At 40.5% G+C, this 25,214-nt stretch carries 15 protein-coding genes; 7 read left to right on the forward strand and 8 right to left on the reverse strand.

Translation table 11 applies throughout. The features are described from left to right. The 3 genes from F3J02_RS15185 to F3J02_RS15195 form a co-directional block, all read right to left on the reverse strand. Positions 1-3,871 (reverse strand): ESPR-type extended signal peptide-containing protein (locus tag F3J02_RS15185; protein WP_266096172.1); only part of this gene is annotated, 3,871 nt, incomplete at its 3' end. A gap of 410 nt (positions 3,872-4,281) precedes the next feature. Next, positions 4,282-5,073: a trimeric autotransporter adhesin/peptidogylcan-associated protein TpgA gene (tpgA, locus tag F3J02_RS15190; RefSeq protein WP_167250606.1), complete on the reverse strand. Its 792-nt coding sequence runs from the start codon at positions 5,071-5,073 to the stop codon at positions 4,282-4,284. Positions 5,074-5,135: 62 nt separating this feature from the next. After that, on the reverse strand, positions 5,136-12,272 hold the full coding sequence (locus tag F3J02_RS15195) for an ESPR-type extended signal peptide-containing protein (RefSeq protein WP_167250608.1): 7,137 nt from the start codon (positions 12,270-12,272) through the stop codon (positions 5,136-5,138). A gap of 482 nt (positions 12,273-12,754) precedes the next feature. Between F3J02_RS15195 and F3J02_RS15200 the strand changes: the two genes are divergently transcribed. The 5 genes from F3J02_RS15200 to F3J02_RS15220 all read left to right on the forward strand — a co-directional run bounded on the left by F3J02_RS15200 (position 12,755) and on the right by F3J02_RS15220 (position 18,891). Next, positions 12,755-13,342, forward strand: a complete 588-nt coding sequence (locus F3J02_RS15200) for a 5-formyltetrahydrofolate cyclo-ligase (protein WP_167250610.1) — start codon at positions 12,755-12,757, stop codon at positions 13,340-13,342. Between the two features lie 144 nt (positions 13,343-13,486). Then, complete coding sequence (gene lon, locus F3J02_RS15205; RefSeq protein WP_167250612.1) at positions 13,487-15,916, forward strand: endopeptidase La; 2,430 nt, start codon at positions 13,487-13,489, stop codon at positions 15,914-15,916. A 324-nt stretch (positions 15,917-16,240) separates the two neighbouring features. Further along, complete coding sequence (gene rlmH / locus F3J02_RS15210; RefSeq protein WP_167250614.1) at positions 16,241-16,720, forward strand: 23S rRNA (pseudouridine(1915)-N(3))-methyltransferase RlmH; 480 nt, start codon at positions 16,241-16,243, stop codon at positions 16,718-16,720. Positions 16,721-16,820: 100 nt separating this feature from the next. Continuing rightward, complete coding sequence (locus F3J02_RS15215) at positions 16,821-17,594, forward strand: DODA-type extradiol aromatic ring-opening family dioxygenase (RefSeq protein ID WP_167250616.1); 774 nt, start codon at positions 16,821-16,823, stop codon at positions 17,592-17,594. Between the two features lie 190 nt (positions 17,595-17,784). Continuing rightward, positions 17,785-18,891, forward strand: coding sequence for an META and DUF4377 domain-containing protein (locus tag F3J02_RS15220; protein ID WP_167250618.1), 1,107 nt, complete (start codon positions 17,785-17,787; stop codon positions 18,889-18,891). A gap of 90 nt (positions 18,892-18,981) precedes the next feature. Here the strand turns inward: F3J02_RS15220 and gdhA are convergent, their stop codons facing one another. Further along, positions 18,982-20,328 carry an NADP-specific glutamate dehydrogenase gene (gene gdhA / locus F3J02_RS15225; RefSeq protein ID WP_167250620.1) on the reverse strand — a complete coding sequence of 449 codons (1,347 nt, stop codon included), beginning with the start codon at positions 20,326-20,328 and terminating at the stop codon, positions 18,982-18,984. 374 nt (positions 20,329-20,702) lie between these two features. Here gdhA and F3J02_RS15230 point away from each other — a divergent pair, with 374 nt between their 5' ends. Both F3J02_RS15230 and nth read left to right on the forward strand, forming a co-directional pair. Next, a complete protein-coding gene (locus F3J02_RS15230) occupies positions 20,703-21,500 on the forward strand; it encodes an RnfABCDGE type electron transport complex subunit B (RefSeq protein WP_167250622.1) in 798 nt (265 codons plus the stop codon). Beyond that, positions 21,501-22,187, forward strand: coding sequence for an endonuclease III (nth, locus tag F3J02_RS15235; protein ID WP_216076286.1), 687 nt, complete (start codon positions 21,501-21,503; stop codon positions 22,185-22,187). It abuts the gene before it with no gap. Here nth and F3J02_RS15240 read toward each other — a convergent pair. From F3J02_RS15240 to F3J02_RS15255, 4 genes are all read right to left on the reverse strand, one after another. Then, a complete protein-coding gene (locus tag F3J02_RS15240; protein ID WP_151715882.1) occupies positions 22,184-22,366 on the reverse strand; it encodes a hypothetical protein in 183 nt (60 codons plus the stop codon). The two genes, nth and F3J02_RS15240, sit on opposite strands and share 4 nt — an antisense overlap. A 61-nt stretch (positions 22,367-22,427) precedes the next feature. Next, positions 22,428-23,081, reverse strand: coding sequence for an adenylate kinase (gene adk, locus F3J02_RS15245; RefSeq protein ID WP_004801251.1), 654 nt, complete (start codon positions 23,079-23,081; stop codon positions 22,428-22,430). A gap of 83 nt (positions 23,082-23,164) precedes the next feature. Continuing rightward, positions 23,165-24,478: a hypothetical protein gene (locus F3J02_RS15250; RefSeq protein ID WP_167250624.1), complete on the reverse strand. Its 1,314-nt coding sequence runs from the start codon at positions 24,476-24,478 to the stop codon at positions 23,165-23,167. Between the two features lie 61 nt (positions 24,479-24,539). Beyond that, entirely contained in the window at positions 24,540-25,058 is a 519-nt protein-coding gene (locus tag F3J02_RS15255) for a hypothetical protein (RefSeq protein ID WP_167250626.1), read from the reverse strand. Positions 25,059-25,214: the final 156 nt, after the last annotated feature.

The following is a 25,214-nucleotide window of genomic DNA, read 5'->3' on the forward strand; positions in this document are numbered from 1 at the left end:
CAAATTGGTTACTGCTTGTACCATTTCCAAACTTAATGCCTTTGTCCGCTGTCGCTTGTGCTGCATCTGCCGCATTTTGAGCAGTCGTCACATTTTGGTTGGTCGTAAATAATTGCCCACCATTCACCGCATCTGTCGATGCTGCTGAGCTGATATCTCCAGCAGTCACATTGGTGATCTTTTTATTACCTGCATTGATACCTGTCGTTTTATCTACAACAACGGTACCTACAGTTACCTTGTCGAAGTTCACATCTTTCGCTGTCGATACTTGATAGTTGCTTGAACCATCTGCATTCGTCGTTGGGGTCACAACAACGTTATCTCCAGCTGTAACCGTCGTTTTCGCTTTGGTGGCTGCATCTTTAACGCTTGTGATTGCTCCATCAATTGTGTTCGAGCCTGTGCCACCAATGTTATTGGTCGTGATTGCACCAGTTGTCGCATCAATCGTGGTTGAACCACCAATTGCTGTCTTAACGCTGTCTGCGACACCTTGTAACTGACCACCGTTCACTGCATCTTTAGAACCAGATGTTACCGCTCCATTCGCAACATTAGTGATCTTGTTGTTACCTGCATTGATGCCTGTCTTATTTAGACTTGGTGTGTTTGTTGTTTGTGTTACACCATCAGCATCAACAAACTTAACGCCATCTTTACTTACATTAAGACCACCAGTTGCATCTTTAATAACTAAACCACTGTTATCTAATTTACTATTCCCCGCTGTAACAGAAGTAAAGTCAGGGTTATCGCTGGTTGCTACCGTAATATCTTTGCCACTTTGTGTAATTGCTACATTCTTACCTGCAATAAACTTCACTTCTTGGTCTGGCGAAACCTGTGTTGAAGCATTACCTGATACGGTTCCACCTGTCGTAGCACCAGTATTGATTTTCCAGCCTTTATTCGCATTGTTCGCAACATCGCTTACCGTTTTTAATTGATCCTCTGTTGCTGCTTGACCTGATGTAGCTGTACCGCTCCACGTCTTATTCGTTAAGCCGCTAACTGTACCTGCTGTACCGTTAATCGTAACAGGGTTCGTTCCAGCACCACTACCAACGGTAATATTGTTCGCTAGGCCAAGTTGCACACCACCAGCGACCGTTGTACTGGTAATGTTACTGTCACCTTTTACATTGATGTCACTACCCAAAGCATAGTTGTTCTTGCCTGTCGTACCACCAAAGTTGATGCCTTTATCTGCTGTCGTTTTAGCTGCGTCTGCTGTGCTTTTTACACTCGTGATCGCACCATCAATCGTATTTGAACCGGTGCCACCAATGTTACTTGTGCTGATTGCACCCGTCGTTGCATCAATGGTCGTGTTGCCGCCAATTGCGGTCTTAACGCTGTCTGCTACACCTTGTAATTGACCACCGTTCACTGCATCTTTAGAACCAGATGTTACCGCTCCATTCGCAACATTGGTGATCTTGTTGTTACCTGCATTGATGCCTGTCTTATTTAGACTTGGTGTGTTTGTTGTTTGTGTTACACCATCAGCATCAACAAACTTAACACCATCTTTACTTACATTAAGACCACCAGTTGCATCTTTAATAACTAAACCACTGTTATCTAATTTACTATTCCCCGCTGTAACAGAAGTAAAGTTAGGGTTATCGCTGGTTGCTACTGTGATATCTTTGCCACTTTGTGTAATTGCTACATTCTTACCTGCAATAAACTTCACTTCTTGGTCTGGCGAAACCTGCGTTGAGGCGTTGCCAGATACGGTTCCACCTGTCGTAGCACCAGTATTGATTTTCCAGCCTTTATTCGCATTGTTTGCAACATCGCTTACCGTTTTTAATTGGTCTTCTGTTGCTGCTTGACCTGATGTAGCTGTACCGCTCCACGTCTTATTCGTTAAGCCGCTAACTGTACCTGCTGTACCGTTAATCGTAACAGGGTTCGTTCCAGCACCACTACCAACGGTAATATTGTTCGCTAGGCCAAGTTGCACACCACCAGCGACCGTTGTACTGGTAATGTTGCTGTCACCTTTTACATTGATATCACTACCCAAGGCATAGTTGTTCTTGCCTGTCGTGCCACCAAAGTTGATGCCTTTGTCTGCTGTCGTTTTAGCTGCGTCTGCTGTGCTTTTTACACTCGTGATCGCACCATCAATCGTATTTGAACCGGTACCACCAATGTTGCTAGTTGTGATCGCACCTGTGCTTGCATTAATCGTTGTTGCACCACCAATTGCATTCTTCACATCATTTGCTGTGTTGAATAATTGACTTCCATTAACCGCATCAGTTGAGGTGGAATTCACCGCACCTGCTGTTACATTGGTAATCTTTTTACTACCAGCATTGATACCTGTCGTTTTATCTACAACAACTGTACCTACTGTTACTTTATCTGCTGTAACGCCAGCATTGTTAATAACTGTATTACCTGTCGTAACACTTGTTAAGTTCAGGTCTTTGCTCAAAGCAAACGCAACATTATTACCAGTCTTCGTTGCTGTAAGATTCGTATCTGCTGGTGTTGCTACACCAATATCAACCGTATCACCTGCTTTGATCGCACCACTGTTTTTACCATTGGTTTGTAAATTGAAACCACCTTTTAAGGTCGTGATATCATTACCTTGGTTCGTTACTGTCGTGGTCAAATTACTTACATTCTGATTCGTAGTGAATAACTGACCACCAGTCACAGCATCCGTTGAAGACGCTGAACTGATATCTCCAGTACCAACGTTTGTAATTTTATCGCCACCAACACTTAAACTTGGTCCAGTACTGGTTAAAGTTGTTGTATTTGCACCACTGCCAATAATAACTTGAGGTGTTGTTACTCCAGTATTATTAATTGTTGTATTTCCAGTCGTTACACTCCCATCAGAACCTAAGTCTATATTTTTAGCTAAACGAAGTGTTAAAGAATCGGAACCGTTTGAAACAACACCAATGTTATTATTGGTTGAGAGCGAGGTTGCCCCACCTTTAATATTAAGATCTTGCCCTAATTTACGAGTTGCTTTTGTACCCGAATCACCAGCAAAGCCTAATGATTTCAATACTTCTGTATTTAAGTTAGCTAAAGCTGCAGGGACAGTATTTACTGCTGCATAACTATTTCCATCAGTTTTATTAATTGTATAGCTTGGTACTGCAACAACACCTGTAGTCGCATTTATTGTTGTTCCTAAAGCATCTACCAAAGGTTTTATTTGTGAAACATTGACGGCATCATTATTTTTAAAACCATTCGCAATATTCGCTACTCGCATGAAACGGTCAGTTGTCCAAGTACCTGTTTTTGTACCATTATTATATTTATCATCCCCAATCGCATGACCAAACGAAACCGTATTATCTGTTGTAACGCTTGCCTCTGCACCTAATGCAAAAGAGTTTTTCCCAATCGCAACAGCATCATTTCCAATTGCAACTGCTCCAGTGCCATCAACGTTACTACTTGAATTCGCATATGCTCCACTACCGATAGCAATAGAACCTTGGCTTAAAGCTTGTGCATTATTACCAATCGCTGTTGCATAAGGTTGACTCGCACAAGGTGCTTGGCTACCACCACCTATTGCAATAGCACCTGTTTGCCCTGTACTTGTACTTTGACTATTACATGCAGCATTGATGTTCCCGCCACCAGCACTATAACCACCAGCAAACGCATACGATGGTGTAACGACTGTTAAAATAGCAAAACTTAATGCTTTAAGATTAAAAAACTGACTGTGCTCTAGCGTATTAGAGACTTGTTCTATCTCTACACTTCCTATGACAGTTGCACCACTATTTTTTGTTTTCCCTTTAGCTAGTTCCGAAACCGCTACCCAAGCACCCAATGAGGCGTTCCATATAACCTTATAAACCTTATTCATAATATTTTTCCAAACGCAGATAAAAGTTACAACGTGTTCACTTATGTGTACAAGTCTGTCTATTAAGTAAAGAAATGTAATTTATTGCTATTAAAATAACTTTTTTAAAATGAGATGTAAATCACATTAGTATATGTTGTACATCTATCAATTCACCAATTTTAATTAAAATTTTATTTTTTATTTCTATAATTAAATATTATAAATCAATAGCTAATTTTTAATTTAAAGTAAAAAATAGATCGCATAATTTTAAGATTATGCAAATCTGTATACAAAAAAAGTCGATACATGACGCAAATTGACACTCTTCTCCTAAATTTATGTTCAAATTTCGCATTAATATTTGTATCTAAATGTCAAAAATAAAAAAGCCAGTATAAATACTGGCTCTCTTATTCTCAGATATCTTACCAAGTAACATTGACACGTCTATTTGGTGCTAAACAGCCAACGAGTTGTGTATTTGCTTTATTACCTGCGCATTGTTGATATAAATCAGTCTGACTATTGGCTTGAATTTGAATACGATTTGCATCAATTCCCTGATTAACCAATAACTTCGCCACTGTATTGGCACGTTGTGATGAAAGTTGTTGGTTATAAGCAAATTTACCTAATGGATCAGTAAAGCCTGCGACAACGATCGGGCCTGTCGAATTACTTTGTTTAATACGTTGTGCAATTGAAACTACAGAACTTGAGCCTTGTTCGATCGCACCTGCATTAGAACGATCAAATGCAAAAAATACACTTCCTGAACGTTCACCATTCACATTGGCATTAGTTGGAACTTGGTTATTCGCACCCCAAGCCATTAAGCCTTCACACGCCTCACCTTTCCAAGACAGTCTTTCTGAAAGATATTTCTTATCAAAATCGACACGTAGCTGACAACGTAAATAGTCTTGGCTATTCGGCTGACGAATATCTAAAACATAGTTCCAAGTTTTTACAAAAAATACGCCTTCGCTAAATTGAGGATGACCTAAGATATGGCGAATCTGATCTTTGGTTAAACCTGTATCTAAGCGCGCTACATTATCGTATTCATAACGTTGAACTTGCTTTAAATAACTTTTATCGACCGCTGGAAATTTGATTTCCTCTTGTTGAGCGGCATCAGCTTCTTGTGCAAACGTAGTAGTTGCAGTCAAACCAACTAACGTTGCCATCATCAAAATTTGAATATTTTTGTTCATTTCTTTACTCACAATATCTGTTGAAGATAAGGAGAGCTTTTGACTCTCCTTATTAAAGGCAATTAGTCGATAATTGTACTTACACCAATACGTACTAACGGACTACCTTGGCTACCTAAAGCAGCACCAGTCGTTAATGACCAACGACCATTATCCGCAGTACGACGGAATGTCACACCCACCGCATTTTGATCATTGTAATACGCAGCACCTACTGCCATGGTTAACTTACCAGGAACATAAGGCGCTTGCTCAAGCGCAGCAGTCGCAGCAATACCAGCGGACATTTTGTCTTCCAAGTTATCGATACGCTTGTTAGTGTCATAGAAGACTTGTTGTAACTGATCACCAAGATTGTTGATTTTGTTACCCAGTTCTTGATTCGATTGATTTAGGGTTCCAATCGCATCATTGATGTTGTTTTTACCCGTACCACCGATATTATTGGTCGTGATACTACCATCTTGATTAACAACTGTTTCACCACCAATGCTGTTCTTGATACTGTTCGAGATGTTATGGATCTGGCCACCATTCACGGCTTGGTTAGAACCTGCTTTGATTTCACCATCCTTAACACCCTGTACAACACGATCACCGTCTTTTCCAGCCATATTGATACTTGTACCACCAGTATCTTTACCAACAGTAATTTCACCATTCGGTGTCTGTTGCTGAACTAAACCAGATTTACCATTGTTGATGTTATTGATGTTGTTATTGATGTTCTGAATATCATTTGAGTTTTTATCAACTTGCTTCTGAACATCCCATAACTGACCACCATTTACAGCGTCTTTAGAACCTTCTTCAACCTTACCATCAGCAACATTCTTCAAATTCGTGCCTTTATCACCACCGCCTAAAGTCACAGAATTTTTATCGACATTGCCATCTTTATCTTTGTCATACTTCACAGCATTATCAGACAAATCACCGATCTCTTTACCAATTTGGTCTTTAACATCATTGATTTGCTTATCAAGCTGACCTTTATTTACTGCATCTTTAGCATCAACACCATCAGCAACATTGGTAATTTTCTTACCACCTGCATCGATGCCATTAATTGTGATGCTTGGGCCACCTTTAATCGTCAAACCGTTGTTATTAATGACTGTATTGCCAGTTGTAATGCTGTCGAACTTCGCATCTTTCAACAATTCAATCTGGATACCATCTTTCGTTGTACGCGTAATCACGTTTTCACCGCTGGTTTTGTCTTCTGCTGTTGAAGCATCAGCACCACCAACAATGTTTAACTTCTCACCCAACTTACGATGTACATCCGCACCTGCATTACCTGCAAAGTTCAAGCCTTTGTTGGTGAGGTCATTTACACCATTGGTGACTTTGTCATCTACCGACTTGATTGCATCATTGACGTTGTCTTTACCAGTTCCACCAATGTTATTAGTGGTAATGCTGCCATCTGGATTGACTGTTGTGTTTCCACCAATGCTGTTCTTGATGCTGTCAGAAATATTCTTAACCTGACCACCATTCACTGCATCTTTAGAACCAGTCGCGATTGAACCATCTGCAACATTGCTAATGACTTTATTACCCGCATTGATGCCTTCTTTAGTGATACTTGGACCATCTTTAATGGTCACACCTTTGTCGTTTAATACCGTGTCGCCTGTCGTAATGCTGTCGAACTTCGCATCTTTCAACAATTCAATCTGGATACCATCTTTCGTTGTACGGGTAATAACATTTTCACCGCTGGTTTTGTCTTCTGCTGTTGAAGCATCAGCACCACCAACAATGTTTAACTTCTCACCCAACTTACGATGGACATCCGCACCTGCATTACCTGCAAAGTTTAGACCTTTATTGGTAAGGTCATTTACACCATTGGTGACTTTGTCATCTACCGACTTGATTGCATCATTGATGTTGTCTTTACCAGTTCCACCAATGTTATTAGTTGTAATGCTGCCATCTGGATTGACCGTTGTGTTTCCACCAATGCTGTTCTTGATGCTGTCAGAAATATTCTTGATCTGACCACCATTCACCGCATCTTTAGAACCATTCGCGATTGAACCATCTGCAACATTGCTAATGACTTTATTACCCGCATTGATGCCATCTTTAGTGATGCTTGGACCATCTTTAATGGCCACACCCTTGTCGTTTAATACCGTATCACCAGTCGTAATGCTGTCGAACTTCGCATCTTTCAGTAATTCAACTTTGATACCATCTGCCGTAGTACGGGTAATGACATTTTCACCGCTAGTTTTGTCTTCTGCTGTTGAAGCATCAGCACCACCAACAATATTTAACTTCTCACCCAACTTACGATGTACATCCGCACCTGCATTACCTGCAAAGTTCAAGCCTTTGTTTTCCAACTCAGTCTTGGTGTTGTCAATCTTGGTATTCAGTTCAGTTTTGGTGTTATTGATCGTGTTGTTGAGCTCAGTCTTGGTATCTGTGATCTGATTACCTAAGTCTTTCTTCGCATCGTCTAACTTGTTGTTGGTATCCGTGATTTGGTTACCCAAGTCTTTCTTCGCATCATCTAACTTGGTATTAGTATCAGTAATCTTGCCATCTAAACCATCTTTAACTTTGGTTAACTGGTCAACATTCACCGCATCCTTACCATCTTTGCCATCAGCAACATTGCTAATGACTTTATCGCCTGCATTGATGCCATCTTTGGTGATGCTTGGACCATCTTTAATGGTCACACCTTTGTCGCTTAATACCGTGTCACCAGTCGTAATGCTGTCGAACTTCGCATCTTTCAATAATTCAACTTTGATGCCATCTGCCGTAGTACGCGTAATCACGTTTTCACCGCTGGTTTTGTCTTCTGCTGTTGAAGCATCAGCACCACCAACAATATTTAACTTCTCACCCAACTTACGATGTACATCCGCACCTGCATTACCTGCAAAGTTCAAGCCTTTGTTGGTGAGGTCATTTACACCATTGGTGACTTTGTCATCTACCGACTTGATTGCATCATTGACGTTGTCTTTACCAGTTCCACCAATGTTATTAGTGGTAATGCTGCCATCTGGATTGACTGTTGTGTTTCCACCAATGCTGTTCTTGATGCTGTCAGAAATATTCTTAACCTGACCACCATTCACCGCATCTTTAGAACCATTCGCGATTGAACCATCTGCAACATTGCTAATGACTTTATTACCCGCATTGATGCCATCTTTAGTGATGCTTGGACCATCTTTAATGGTCACACCCTTGTCGTTTAATACTGTATCACCGGTCGTAATACTGTCGAACTTCGCATCTTTCAATAATTCCACTTTGATGCCATCTGCCGTGGTACGGGTAATGACGTTTTCACCACTGGTTTTGTCTTCTGCTGTTGAAGCATCAGCACCACCAACAATATTTAACTTCTCACCCAACTTACGATGGACATCCGCACCTGCATTACCTGCAAAGTTCAAGCCTTTGTTTTCCAACTCAGTCTTGGTGTTGTCAATCTTGGTATTCAGTTCAGTTTTGGTGTTATTGATCGTGTTGTTGAGCTCAGTCTTGGTATCTGTGATCTGATTACCTAAGTCTTTCTTCGCATCATCTAACTTGGTATTAGTATCAGTAATCTTGCCATCTAAACCATCTTTAACTTTGGTTAACTGGTCAACATTCACCGCATCTTTACCATTCACACCATCTGCAACATCGGTAATTTTCTTACCACCCGCATTGATGCCATCTTTAGTAATGCTTGGACCATCTTTAATGGTCACACCTTTGTCGCTTAATACCGTGTCACCAGTCGTAATGCTGTCGAACTTCGCATCTTTCAACAATTCAATCTGGATACCATCTTTCGTTGTACGCGTAATAACATTTTCACCGCTGGTTTTGTCTTCTGCTGTTGAAGCATCAGCACCACCAACAATATTTAACTTCTCACCCAACTTACGATGTACATCCGCACCTGCATTACCTGCAAAGTTCAAACCTTTGTTTTCCAACTCAGTCTTGGTGTTGTCAATCTTGGTGTTCAGTTCTGTTTTGGTGTTATTGATCGTGTTGTTGAGCTCAGTCTTGGTATCTGTAATCTGATTACCTAAGTCTTTCTTCGCATCATCTAACTTGTTGTTGGTATCCGTGATTTGGTTGCCCAAGTCTTTCTTCGCATCGTCTAACTTGTTGTTGGTATCCGTGATTTGGTTACCCAAATCTTTCTTCGCATCATCTAACTTGGTATTAGTATCAGTAATCTTGCCATCTAAACCATCTTTAACTTTGGTTAACTGGTCAACATTCACCGCATCCTTACCATCTTTGCCATCAGCAACATTGCTAATGACTTTATCGCCTGCATTGATGCCATCTTTGGTGATGCTTGGACCATCTTTAATGGTCACACCTTTGTCGCTTAATACCGTGTCACCAGTCGTAATGCTGTCGAACTTCGCATCTTTCAATAATTCAACTTTGATGCCATCTGCCGTAGTACGCGTAATCACGTTTTCACCGCTGGTTTTGTCTTCTGCTGTTGAAGCATCAGCACCACCAACAATATTTAACTTCTCACCCAACTTACGATGTACATCCGCACCTGCATTACCTGCAAAGTTCAAGCCTTTGTTTTCCAACTCAGTCTTGGTGTTGTCAATCTTGGTATTCAGTTCAGTTTTGGTGTTATTGATCGTGTTGTTGAGCTCAGTCTTGGTATCTGTGATCTGATTACCTAAGTCTTTCTTCGCATCGTCTAACTTGTTGTTGGTATCCGTGATTTGGTTACCCAAGTCTTTCTTCGCATCATCTAACTTGGTATTAGTATCAGTAATCTTGCCATCTAAACCATCTTTAACTTTGGTTAACTGGTCAACATTCACCGCATCCTTACCATCTTTGCCATCAGCAACATTGCTAATGACTTTATCGCCTGCATTGATGCCATCTTTGGTGATGCTTGGACCATCTTTAATGGTCACACCTTTGTCGCTTAATACCGTGTCACCAGTCGTAATGCTGTCGAACTTCGCATCTTTCAATAATTCAACTTTGATGCCATCTGCCGTAGTACGCGTAATCACGTTCTCACCGCTGGTTTTGTCTTCTGCTGTTGAAGCATCAGCACCACCAACAATATTTAACTTCTCACCCAACTTACGATGGACATCCGCACCTGCATTACCTGCAAAGTTCAAACCTTTGTTTTCCAACTCGGTCTTGGTGTTGTCAATCTTGGTGTTCAGTTCTGTTTTTGTATTATTAATTTGATTGCCCAAATCGGTTTTAGCATCATTCAAATTGTTATTGGTATCTGCAATCTGGTTACCTAAATCAGTTTTGGTATCATCCAATTTTTGATTCAAATTCGTAATATTTTGGGCATTATTACTGATATTTTGAGCATTATCATTAACACGAGAATCAACATTTTTAAGCTGACGAACCGTCACTGCATCTGAATCAGCAGCGCCATCTTCAACATTGGTGATACGGCGCTCTTTTCCAGAAGAACCTACCGACACAACACCATTTGACATTGAAGCGTCGCGATTCGTAAGGAATGAGTCACCAGTCGTTGCAGTTGCAATAGCATCCTGACCCAATGCCACACTATTTTCAGCCTCAACACGGCTGCGAGCACCTAAGGCTACCCCACCAACAACCATTGATTGCGCACCTTGACCAACTGCTACAGCATTTTCTTGGTCAGCTACAGCACCACCACCAATCGCAGCAGAGTTTTTACCTGATGCTTTAGCACCACCGCCAATCGCAGCAGCATTTTCATTGCTTGCTTCAGCACCTTTACCAACGGCAGCAGCATTATCACCTGTGGCTTTGGCATTACTACCAATTGCAGCAGCACCATTACCTGTTGCCGTCGCACCTTCACCTGGTTTATTACCCGAACCAATTGCGGTTGAATTGGTACCAGAAGCAAGTGAGTTAATCCCCATCGCTGATGCACCATCACCTGTCGCTTGAGCAACAGCACCAAATGCAGAAGCACCTTTACCCTTAGCATTCGACATGACACCAAAAGCAGAAGAAGCATCACCTGTGGCCTTTGAAGTCATACCAAATGCTGAAGCAAATGCACCAGTTCCTACAGCTTGGACACCTACTGCAGTAGAACCATGATTCGTTTCAGTTGTTGGGTATTTACCAGCTTGTAATTTTCCGCCTGTGATTTCGGTGTATTTTTGGCTTAATTCAGTATCACGAGCAATTTTATCGACATCATCACCACCAATCGCAACAGATGAATTACCACGTGCAATGACATCTGCACCAATGGCAACAGATTGATCACCGATGGCTTTGGTTTGGTCACCGATGGCTATTGATTGATTGCTATAGCTAGTTGCTGTGCCTGCTGCACCTTTTGTTGATGCATTACGACCAATCGCAACATCGCCACTGCCTACAGTTTCACTTGCATTACCTACAGAAACAGCACCGACCCCTGCGCCTTTTGCTTGTGAACCAACTACAACGGCATCGTAACCTGTCGCACTAGCACTCACACCTACAGCAATTGAATTACGACCTTTAGCGCCATCATTCTCATAATTGCTACCTTTTGTTCCATTATCATTAATACTAACGTAATGCGTTTTTGCTTCTGCTACAGCACTTTTAAGTTGAGATACATTCACCGCATCATTATCTTTGACACCTTCGGCGATATTTGTAACTCTTAAAAATCTATCGTCTTCCCAAGTACCTTGCTCTTTACCTTGATAGTATTTAGGATCGCCTTTTTTATGTCCGAAAGACACGGTGAAGTCTTCAGTTGTGCTCGCTTGGCCACCAATAGCAACGGAATTATCCCCATAAGCAATTGCGTCATTACCAATTGCAATCGCTCCTTTGCCATCAAGATTCGGTTGTCTTGACTCAGCTCTTGAACCACTACCTATCGCAATTGAACCTCTACCAGTTGACTGCACGTCATTACCCACTGCAATAGCAAAATCACTATTTGCACAGGACGAAGTATTACTTCCACCAACAATCACAGAACCAGAGTTATTACATTTATTTGGAGTGTTAGTTCCATTTCCTACTACTGTCCCCGCAAACGCAGCAGGAGAAAAACTAATGGCACCTACTAAAACTGCAGCAGATAAATTGAGAACTTTTGATTTAGTTTTTGTTTTGCTTTTTGCAAGTTCAGATGTTGCAACCCATGCGCCAATCGATGCATTCCAAACCACTTTATATACTTTATTCATAAAAATTCTCAGATAATTACTACAGTTATTGATGGTCTAAAAATGCCAATGAGCATTTTTAGTTTCGGTGCCAAAAAAGAGCTGCGGATGCTAATAAAATCGAGTAAATTGGTAAAGATTAGATAAATATTGTTATTAAAAAAATGAGACATATTTCTCATATTTACATACAAAACAATAAAACAAATATATGATTTAAATCACAAAAACATAAAAATGTTTTATTTTGTTCTGCTTTTGTTTTATTTTATAAAGAACATGAAAAATAGAGTATTTACTCCATAGTAAATAATAAAAAATTATTCAATACCTAAAATTCACATTGATGATTGGAATAAATTGTTAAAATTTAATTTATTAGAAAAAATACAAATAATGCTACAAGTTTGAAATTTTACTTATAAATAACAGTATTTTTGATTTTAGAATTCAGGCAATAAATCAGGTAAGATTGCTTTTACCTCGAAACAGTTTTTGAACTTATGAGCCAGACATTAAACTTATTAAGAAAACAGCTCCGCTCAAAAAGAAGACAACTATCCTATTACGAACAAAAGAAGACCGAACAGCAAGTTTTGGTTCGTCTCAGACAATTCTCTCGATTTAAATCCTCATCAAAAATTGGACTTTACCTTCATGCCTTTGGGGAAGTACATACCGACCAACTGCTAAAGCTTTGTTTTCGGCAAAACAAGCAGGTTTATTTACCTATGATTTGTAATATGAATCAAAATTTGGTTTGGGTGCGCGTAACGTCAAGACAATATTTAAATAGACGTTTTTCTCACCATCCGCTAGGGATGAAAGAACCGATGGCTAGTCGTGGCAAACATGTTTCACATTTAGACCTACTCATCCTACCATTGCTAGCTTGTGATCCTCTTGGAACACGAATTGGTATGGGTGGTGGCTACTATGACCGAACATTAGCATCCGCTAAACATCACCCCTATCGTCTTGGTCTTGGCCACGAATTTCAATATGTTGATACCCCACTATTCAGGCAAAAATGGGACCAACCACTAAACGCCTTGCTTAGCCCTAAAAAGTTTTATTATTTCATGCCTTAGCATGCTTTTTTTCTTATTTCCGCAATGAATCTTGAGTAATTTAGTCTTTTTTTTATATTTTCTAATCCTACCCCCTTGTATTTTTTCAAATGCACATCACTATAAAAAACATGGCAACACCGTTGTCACTCATTAGGAGTGCCCATGTCTGAATATATTTTAAATAATGAAACTAGCTTAGAGCCACAGGTTCCAAGTGTATTACCACTATTAGCGTTACGTGATGTTGTGGTGTATCCGCACATGCAAATCGCGCTATTCGTGGGTCGTGAAAAATCGATCAATGCAGTGGATGTGGCTCGTAACAGTGACAATTTAGTATTTGTAGTTGCGCAAAAAGATTCGCTCACAGAAGAAATTGATCACGATAATCTCTATCAATATGGAACCGTGGCTAAAATCGTACAAGTAGTCAATCATGAAAATGATGAGAACTGCATTAAAGTACTTATTGAAGGTCTACATCGTTCTAAGTTAGAACGCATTATTGACGGAGAAGAATACTTAACAGCTGAACATCATTTAAGCCCAATGACCTTGCCTTTGGACGAAGAGACCCAAGAGACTCGCTTAAATGAATTACGTACCCTATTCGCTCAATATGCAGAAGCGAAACTACGTAATGCACGTGAACTCGTTGCAGCAGCAAATAAAATTGAAGACTTGTTGCAGTTGATGTTCTTCGTTGCAACTCGTGTGCCTTTAAATATTGAAGTGAAACAAAAGTTTTTAGAACACGACGAGTTTGAAGATCACTTGCAAGAGTTGATGAGCTATTTGATGAATCAATCTGCTGAACAGCAAATTGAGCAAACATTACACGACAGCGTAAAACGCCAAATGGAAAAGAACCAACGTGAATACTTTCTAAATGAAAAAATGAAAGTCATTCAACGTGAACTTTCCGATATGAATGGCGGTGCGGAAGATGACGTTGCAGAAATTGAAAAACGTCTTGCTGAAGCCGATTTACCTGAACACGTGCGCAAAAAAGCTGAAGCTGAGTTTCGTAAACTTAAAGCAATGCAACCAGCTTCAAGCGAAGCTGCCGTAGTTCGCAACTATCTAGAAGTGATTTTAGATACGCCTTGGAACAAAGCGAGCAAAGTCAGTATTAACCTTGCTAAAGCACAAGAAATTCTTGATACAGATCACTACGGCTTAGATGACGTAAAAGATCGTATCGTTGAATACTTGGCGGTTCAGTCTCGTGTTAAAAAACTCAAAGGCCCGATCCTTTGTTTAGTTGGCCCTCCTGGTGTAGGTAAAACTTCGCTTGGTGAGTCAGTTGCTAAAGCAACAGGTCGTGAGTTTGTTCGTATGGCACTTGGTGGTGTACGTGATGAAGCTGAAATCCGTGGTCACCGTCGTACTTATATCGGTGCGATGCCAGGTAAAATCGTGCAATCGCTGACTAAAGTCGGTGTCAAGAACCCATTGTTCTTACTCGATGAAATCGACAAGATGGCGCAAGACTACCGTGGTGATCCTGCATCTGCATTGCTTGAGGTACTCGATCCATCACAAAACAACAAGTTCAATGACCATTACTTAGATCTTGATCTTGACCTTTCAGAAGTCATGTTCATCTGTACAGCAAACAGCATGAATATTCCTGAAGCTTTGCTGGATCGTATGGAAGTGATTCGTCTTCCAGGTTATACCGAAGATGAGAAAGTGAATATTGCTGAACGCTACCTTGTTCCGAAAGCAATCAAGAACAATGGTTTACGTACAAAAGAATTGACTGTTCACGAAGAAGCAATCCGCGACATCGTACAACGTTATACACGTGAAGCGGGTGTTCGTAGCCTTGAACGTGAAGTCTCGAAAATTGCACGTAAAGTGGTAAAAGAAGCGGTTAGCAAAAAGTCTAAGAACTTACAGATTGATGTAACTTCTGCCAATCTTCCAGAATACTTAGGTCCACACAAATTTGACTTTGGTATTGCCGAAGATGAAGCACAAGTGGGTCGCGTAAATGGCTTGGCTTGGACGTCTGTCGGTGGCGAATTACTTACCATTGAAGTTGCAGCAGTAAAAGGTAAAGGTAAATTCATTACTACGGGTTCACTCGGTGATGTAATGAAGGAATCGATTACCGCTGCAATGACTGTAGTACGTACCCGCGCTGATGAATTGGGAATTGAGGCATCTCGTTTCGAAGAAACTGATGTGCATGTTCACTTACCTGAAGGTGCAACGCCAAAAGATGGACCATCTGCTGGTTTAGCACTCACAACTGCCCTTGTATCGGCATTTACAGGTATCCCGATTCGTCCAGATATTGCGATGACAGGTGAAACTAGTCTTGGTGGTCGTGCGATGCGTATTGGTGGCTTAAAAGAGAAACTTCTTGCAGCACACCGCGGTGGAATCAAACTGGTATTTATTCCACTAGATAACGTCCGTGATTTAGCTGAGATCCCTGACAATGTCAAAGAAGGATTAGAAATCAAAGCAGTGAAAAGCATTGATGAAATCCTACCTTTAGCATTGACAGATACACCAAAGCCTTTGCCGAAAACACCTATTGTTAAACCAGTAGAAGATGCAAAAGCTGCACGTCATTAATCAGTAAATGATTAGAAATAAAAAAGAGAGCTTCGGCTCTCTTTTTTTGTTACACAATATGGTTGAAAAATAACCAACATGCGGCATAATAAAATAGAGTCGATAAAAACAAAGGCTAAATTTGACTCATGAACTCATTTTAGTGCCATCCGAACTCCAGACGGACGGCATTTTGATCGCAGCTCATACGCGTTTTGAGCTGCGTTTTTTATGAGTACTGTATAAGTGCTTGTTGTATTTTTTATGACTAGATAAATCGCACTTCCCGACATGGAAGAGACAACAGCGTTATAATATTGTTCATTTCCTCAATCACACACGCCTATGAAAATCCGCATTCTCACCATTGGTCAAAAAATGCCTGCTTGGGTGTTAACTGGATTTGAAGACTATTTCAAACGCATTCAGCCTTTTGTACAAACTCAGGTCGTTGAGCTTCCTATGGCAAAACGCGGCAAAAATGACTCCGAAGCAGATATTTTGAAATACTGTCAAATCGAAGGTGAAAGTATTCTCAATGCACTCAAATCCAATGAAACCTTGATTGCTTTAGAAGTGGGTGGACGTGAATTAAGTACTGAAAAGCTGGCAGACACCATGAAGCTATGGATGCTTGAAGGTAATGATATTGCGATTGCGATTGGTGGTCCAGATGGACATTCCGATGCTGTCCGTAAAGCGGCTGCTTGGCATTGGTCACTGTCAAAACTGACCATGCCACACCCAATGGTACGTATTTTGTTGATTGAGCAACTTTATCGCGCGATGACGATTAATCATAACCACCCTTACCATCGTGCTTAAAACTGTTCTAATTTTAGAACAACATGTTGAAACTTACGGGCTGTCATATCGATGCCCATTTTGTCAGGATAGGCTTATATTCCTTCTCAGGTAGTTATTTATGGATCTGCAAACTTTACCCGGATTATTTATCTCACATGGTTCACCCATGCTTGCGCTTGATCCAGAACAAGTGGGTCCAGCACTTCATCGCTTGGGTAATAATCTCCCTAAACCTCAAGCTATTGTGGTGATGTCCGCGCACTGGGAAAGCCAAGCCTTAGAGGTCAATACATCAACTCGACCACAAACCTGGCACGACTTCCGTGGCTTTCCTCCTGAGCTATATGACATTCGTTATCCCGCAGCTGGTGCACCAAAACTGGCAGAAGAAATTCTTACACGATTTGCTGAAGCAGGGATTGCTGCGCATGCAAACAGTACGCGTCCGCGTGATCATGGCGTCTGGATGCCTCTATTGCACATGTATCCGGATGCAGACATTCCTGTGATTGAGATTTCGCTGCCGATCCAAATGAATGCAGATGAAATCTATAAAATTGGACAGGTCCTTTCCCCATTACGTGAGCAGCAAATCCTGTTGGTCGGTTCGGGTAGTATTACCCACAATCTTGCTGAACTGTCATGGCAAGCAGATGCCGACGTACCAACTTGGGCCAGCACTTTCCGCAATACAGTTGTCAGTAAACTGACCCATCAAGATTATGATGCAGTGCTGGACTGGCCAACGCTTCCTTATATCCAGCGTAACCATCCAACACTAGAGCACCTTGCCCCACTTTTTTTTGCTATGGGCACAGGTCATCGCTTCAACGTCGTGCATAGCAGCTTCTCGATGGGTTCTTTGGGCATGGATATTTATCGCTTTGATTAAATATCCAACTAGGTCACATAAAAATAAAATGGGCTTGCTGAAAATAACGGCAAGCCTATAAATCTGCTATATTTTCCAAAATTTTACAAATAGAAACATTTAACAAACTTAATTGCTAAAAGGATGACATGTTCTCTTTTTAAGAATACTTTAAGCTTATGTCTGTTATTTATTTATCGTTGTTTTGAATATGAAAATCAAATATTTAGTTCTTGCATTACTTCCGCTTTCTTTAATGGCGTGCCAAACTGTGCAAAATGTAACTGATAATGTAATTTCTCAAATTAATACAACTGCTGCAAAAAACTTAACTGAATATAATTGGACTTACCAAGGTTCTAAGGCTTCTAAGCCTTTAGTGTTATCTTTTAACGCTGAGCAAAAACTTGCAATCCAAACTGGCTGTAACAACCAAGGCGGTACTTGGGCTGTTGAAGGCAACAAAATTGTAACCTCTCCACTTGTATCAACAATGATGGCTTGTGCTGATGATTTAATGCAGCAAGAGCGTTTATCTGCTGACATCTTCAGCGAGAAAAAAGTACCATTTGAAATCAGCACAGTAAATGGTCAAGCAATTTTGACAGTCACTGATGCTAAAGGTCAAAAGCATGTATTTACAGGTGCAAAAGTGGCAAATAGCAACGTATTAACCAACTACACTTGGTCATATCAACCTGCTAATACTAAGCGTCCAATCGTATTAAGCTTCTTAGCGAATGATCGTTTATCTGTAGATACAGGTTGCAACCGTTTAAATACATCATGGAAAATTGAAAATGGTTTAATCGCTACAGGCGACGGTGCATCAACCATGATGGCATGTGAACCAGCATTGATGGCACAAGAAAAATTCGCGGGTGATCTTCTACAAAAACGTCAAATCGCGTTTGAAGTAAATGCAACCAATCCAGAGCAACCAACATTGGTAATCGCGGATGCTAAAGGTCAAAAATATACTTTCGTTGGTAAAATGACCCCTGAAGCGAAATACCAGTCTGAAGGTAAAACTGTTTTCTTGGAAATTTCACCAGAAACTAAGTCTTGCACAGGTGTTGCTCCACAAACTTGTATGCAAGTTCGTGAAATCAAATATGATGACAAAGGTTTAAAAACTTACGCGGATAAAAACTGGTCATTGTACTACGGTCAAATCGAAGGTTTTGAGCACAACCCACAACAACGTGTGATTGTACGTGTTAAACGTTTTGACATTAAAAACCCTGCTGCTGACCAATCAAGCATTGCAGACGTACTCGATATGGTTGTTGAGCAAGAAATTGTGAAAAAACCATAATTTCATTTAGAAATAAAAAAATCCGATGCTTTGTCATCGGATTTTTTTATGGGAATTCCCTCTTTATTAAAGAGAGAATTCTTAAGATTTTTAATAAATGCCCTGCGCTAAAATTGCATCAGCTACTTTTACAAAACCTGCAATATTCGCCCCATCCACATAGTTAATTGAACCATCTTCCTGAGTCCCGTATTTGACACAGTTACGATGAATCTCTTTCATAATCGCATGTAAGCGCTCATCAACCTGTTCAAATGACCAACCCAAGCGATTGGCATTCTGCGACATTTCCAAACCTGAAGTTGCTACCCCACCTGCATTCGATGCTTTACCTGGTGCATACAGGATTTTCGCTGCAATAAATTTTTCAACAGCCTCAAGTGTGGATGGCATATTCGCGCCTTCTGCTACGCAAATCACGCCATTCGATAATAAGCTTACAGCATCTTCAGCATTGAGCTCATTTTGCGTTGCACAAGGTAAAGCAATATCTACGGGGATATGCCACGGCGTTTTTCCTTCGAAATATTCAAAACCATGTTTTGATGCAAATTCTGAGATCCGGCCGCGTTGAACATTTTTCAGTTCCATTACTTCATCAAGCAAGGCTTTACTAAAACCATTCTTTAAATAGACCGTACCATTTGAATCAGACAAAGTTACGACTTTAGCACCTAAGAACATCGCTTTTTCTGCGGCATATTGCGCCACATTGCCTGAACCTGAAATCGATACGGTTTTATTGGCAAAACTATCGCCACGGGTTTTCAGCATTTCTTCAGCAAAATAAACCGTACCGTAACCTGTTGCTTCAGGGCGAGCCAGTGAACCGCCAAATGAAATCCCTTTACCTGTAAATACGCATGATGTGTCATTACTTAACTTCTTCATCATGCCTGTCATATAGCCAACTTCACGACCACCCACCCCAATATCCCCAGCAGGAATATCGGTATTTGAGCCAAGATGACGGTATAGTTCCAGCATCAAAGCCTGGCAGAAGCGCATGATTTCTGCTTCAGATTTACCTTTCGGGTCAAAATCAGAACCACCTTTACCACCACCCATTGGCAAAGTTGTTAGAGCATTTTTAAATGTTTGCTCAAAGCCTAAAAACTTCAAAATGGATAAATTCACAGAAGGATGGAAACGCATTCCCCCTTTGTATGGACCAATTGCAGAATTGTATTGAACACGGAAACCACGATTGACATGAGTCTGGCCTTGGTCATCCATCCACGATATGCGGAATTGAATCGCTCGCTCAGGTTCAACCAGTCTTTCTAACAAGCCATATTGAGCATATTTCGGATTTTTCTCAATGAATGGCCACAAGCTGGTCATCACTTCTTCGACCGCTTGCAAAAATTCAGGTTGATATGGATCTCTAGCTTTAACATAATCCAGAAAGTCATTTAAGCTATTGTATTTCAACATTCACCCCCAAGCTTGTGATTTATCTTGGTGCTAAAAATGCACCAAAATAGAGTTTTCACCTATTAAATACAGATTACTATTTCATCACAATATTATTTTTAAGCTTAACAATTTTTATTAATTAAAATCATAATCTTATGTTAATAAATATTCATTATTTATATAATAAATACAGGTCAAAAGTGTAGAAGAAGTCGCATTTAAACATAAAGGTAGATTCATTTAAAAATTAAATTGCACTAAAAAACACCATCAAAAGCACTATTTTTAAGCACAACCTATTTTCATCTGTATGGATATTTTTCGATTGCTTCGCCGCGATAAATCATTATTTGCTATACTAAGCTCCCTGTTTTTTGCTTCATCCTCGATACATGTCCCCAACTGCACAACATGCGCTTATTGTCCAAATTGACCAACTATTACCACAAACACAATGTGGTTTATGCGGGCATCGTGATGGCTGCTTACCTTACGCAAAATCAATTGCAGAGGGTGAGGAAGCCAATAAATGTGTGCCTGGTGGACAACCTGTTGCAGATGCACTGGCAGCCTTGTTAGCGCGCCCGCAACTCAAAGCTGAACCTAGCGTTTGGGATATTCAACTCGATGGTCGGCCACAACGGATCAAAGCAGTAATTCGTGAAGATGAATGTATTGGCTGTACCAAATGTATTAGTGCCTGCCCTGTCGATGCGATTATTGGTAGTGGCAAGTTGATGCACAGTATTTTAACTGACCTGTGTACAGGTTGTGAATTATGCATCCCGCCTTGCCCAGTCGACTGCATTGATCTAGTCGAAGATACCCAACCTTTACCCACCACAACACAACGTACGGCTGAACAGGATGATTTAAGACATCGTTATTACGCACATATCCAACGTGAAGAAAAACGCCGCTTGAGCCGTAAAGGGCCAATTGTACGTGCTGAAATTGATGTGGAATTCTTCGCCCAATTTTCTCAAGCACTCAATAATGTGCCGGTGATAACCTTGGCAGATAAGCCGAAAGAAAACACCACACTCGATGCAAAAACAACAATCGAACTTGCAAAAGTACGTACTCAGATTAAAAAACTCGAAAAACAACTCAGTGTTCGTGCAGACGAATCAAAGCAAGCCCAATTGATTGCTTTACAACATCGTTTAACAGAATTGCAGGAGGTCTAAATGTCCGTAAAAAATATGACTAAAAAGCAGATCCAGACCTTTTTTGAACGTTTACGTGAACAGAGACCACATCCTCAGACAGAGTTGAACTATTCCTCCCCTTTTGAGCTACTGATTGCAGTATTACTGTCTGCCCAAGCAACTGATGTCAGTGTCAACAAAGCCACCGATAAACTGTATCCTGTTGCCAATACCGCTCAAGCCATTTTAGACCTTGGAATTGATGGTTTAAAATCATATATCAAGACCATTGGCTTATATAATTCTAAAGCTGAAAACGTGATTAAAACCTGCCGAATTTTAGTGGACCAATATCAAGGGAAAATTCCAGAAACACGTAAAGAGCTAGAGGCACTCCCTGGTGTTGGGCGTAAAACGGCGAATGTGGTGCTGAATACTGCCTTTGGTCAACCCACCATGGCAGTTGATACTCATATTTTTCGTGTCGGTAACCGTACAGGTTTAGCTGTTGGAAAAAATGTGTTAGAAGTGGAAGATCGCTTGATTAAAGTGATTCCGAAAGAATTTATTATTGATGCCCACCACTGGCTGATTCTCCACGGACGTTATTGCTGTATTGCAAGGAAACCGAAGTGTGGTGAATGTATCGTTGCTGATGTCTGTAACTGGCCAGATCGTTTTGAATTTGGTGCAAGCAAACCAATCGCAATAAAAAACCTCAGTTAATCCTGAGGTTTTTTTTGCTGTTGCAGTTTCGGATGTAGTTGGCGAGCTTTACCATTCAATTTATTTTCCAAAGCCTGCTGTTTCTGCACATGACGCAGCATTTTCTGACTTTGATACAAAAGAAATAACAGTAAGACAACGCTGAAAATGACCACTAAAATTAAAACGACTTTTAGCATGAGCTTTCTCCAAATAAAAAGAGCTCTGTATTCAGAGCTCTTTTAAAATCGGCAACTTAAATTATTTATCTAAGATTGCAAATAAATCAGCTTGAACGTTTTCGATTGCACGTAAACCATCTAGCTTGTCATACGTTGGTGCATTTTCACCAGAAGCAGCACGACCTTGATAGAAACCAACCAATTGCTCAGTTTCGCTGTGGTAAGATCCAAGACGCTTACGAATCGTTTCTTCTTGGTCATCTGGACGTTGCACAAGGTCTTCACCTGTTTCATCATCTTTACCCTCCACTTTCGGTGGGTTGTAAACGATATGATAAACACGACCCGATGCAGGGTGCTGACGACGACCTGAAAGACGTTGCACAATTTCTTCGTCTGGTACAGCAATTTCAATCACATGATCAATGCTAATTCCAGCTGTTTCTAATGCTTCAGCTTGTGGAATTGTGCGAGGGAAACCGTCAAAGATACAACCATTTTCACAGTCAGGCTGAGCAATACGTTCTTTAACCAAGCCAATAATCAGTTCATCAGAGACTAAACCACCTGATTCCATGACGCTTTTCGCTTTTAAGCCAAGTTCAGTACCTTCACGAATCGCAGCACGGAGCATATCACCGGTTGAAATTTGTGGGATATTGTAGCGCTTACAGATCAACTGAGCTTGAGTACCTTTGCCTGCCCCAGGTGGTCCGAGTAAAATAATGCGCATAAAAGAACATCCTCATTTAAAAACAATAAATCTTAAATTGAGCAATATCATACAGACTTATCACTCAACCAACATCAAATTAATTATAAGAAAGCAACAAATAAGTGAATTAAACCAGCAAAGAAACCAGTCACCCCACCGAGTACAATTAAGATCCACTCATCTTCTTGGAACGCAGGGCGCAATAAGTTTTGGAACTCTTTCGGTGTTAGTTCACGGATGCGGTCTCTAAACATTTGAAAGATCTTCTGCGCGCGACTTGCATTCAAAGCTGGGTCACATACTGGTCCCATGGTAATTTCAATTGAGCGATCAATCAAGTCGGTCTTGAGTCTAGCATATTCTCTTGGCCCTAATGAAAGCTGCAAAGAGGTTCTGACCAACGGGGTTTCCATAATTTCATTGATATGACGCTTGACAATTCGACGTGTTTTGTCTTTTTTACTGCCATACATCATTTCAGTCATGATTGACTTTAAGGTGATTAAATCTTCCGTCACCACACTCGCAAACACATCCGAAACCTCTTCTTGACGCTTCATAAATGCACCCTGAACGTTATATGTACCAATCTTTAACACAGGTACAATCCAAGGGAATTTACGGTCTTTGGTTAGACGGAAAATCTGCGGATAACGAATATAATGTGGCTCAATCGGATTAAATACCATCCAAATCGCAATCCAGTTGGTTAAAAAGCCCCAAATTGCTGCCCAAAACGGAACAGTCCAATGCCATGGCACGACAAACCAAACGATCATCTGGAAAATACCAAAGAACATCCCGATTAACGCACTGATATGCCAAATAAAGTTAATTTCTTTTTGGCCCACTTTCAGGAACATGCGCACCATTAAACGGCGATCACCTTCCATCTGACTGACCACCATTTCACGCATATCTACCAGTGACTCAACGTTCATGGTCAGCTCAGTCACCAATTCTTTTAGCGTGGTTGGTAACTGTTTATGTGCTTGCGCATAAATACGACGTTTAATCGAATAAGGTAGGTTTTCCCAAAGTACTGCATTACGATCAATCATCACCTCATCAATCAGATGCTCAAGCTCAAAACCAACTTGTTCCCCAATGATCATTGCCATATCTTCGGGATCCATTGCTTCTAAAAACTCTCGCAATGAACCTAATTTAGATAAAGTATTGTCGGTAATGATGCCTGAAATACGTCCAGCTTTACGTGGTACAATCCCTTGCCAACCTACAGGTAATGGTCCTAAATGGAATCCCCAAAAATTAATTGGGTAAAATACCATTTTTAATGCCATCCACACGTGCGCCCAAGTTACAAAGGCGGTCACAGGAATGATACTTAAGACTGCCAGATGGTCAGGTCGATTTAAGAAAATCTGCCACAATTCATTGACGTAATCAAACATGCATGACTCTCAGAATTATTGATACATAATGGCCTTTAAAAGAATGAACGTTACTTCCCTCTTATAAACCAAAACTTAAAGTGTAAGAAAACTGAAGAACAGGCTCTGATTTTTTCACAGTGTTTCCATTGCCATCTTCTATTTTTTCACGTACTCCGGCACCTACGCTGAATGTGCTAATGCGTTCACTATTCAACCAGACATAAGCAAGATCAGCACCAACACCTAAATTGGCTTTTTCTTTACCGCCATAATTTCTACTATCTAAATGCCCCGCATAGACACCTATGTAATAACCATTTTTATCTGTACCCGTTAAATAATACGGATAACGAAAGCCAACTTGCCCACCCGCTTCATTGTCATCATTTAAAAATGCACCCGCTTTGGCGTAGGCAATACCGTATGGGTTTACCCATTCAAGATTCGCGTGTAATAATTTCTTGGTAAAACCTGCACCTATATTCCATGTTGAAACGTTCGCATCTTTTAATTTAGGCTCAGGCTTAAATGGATTGTCATCCGCATGACTTAAGCCTGTAAGTGTTAAAACCGATAATAAAAGGCAAATTTTTCTCATTATTTTCTCCATTTTCCCTAAGAGTGTATTGGAAAATCCTATTTCAAACTGTTTGTGACTTTAACAGAATTATTTTGCTTCTAATATACAAGACCATACAATTTTAATGTCTGCAAAGTCAAAAGCTGTCGCACCATCATTTGCATGATTTGTTGA

The sequence above is a fragment of the Acinetobacter sp. Tr-809 genome (genome assembly GCF_011753255.1).
In the GTDB taxonomy this organism is placed as follows: Bacteria; Pseudomonadota; Gammaproteobacteria; order Pseudomonadales; family Moraxellaceae; genus Acinetobacter.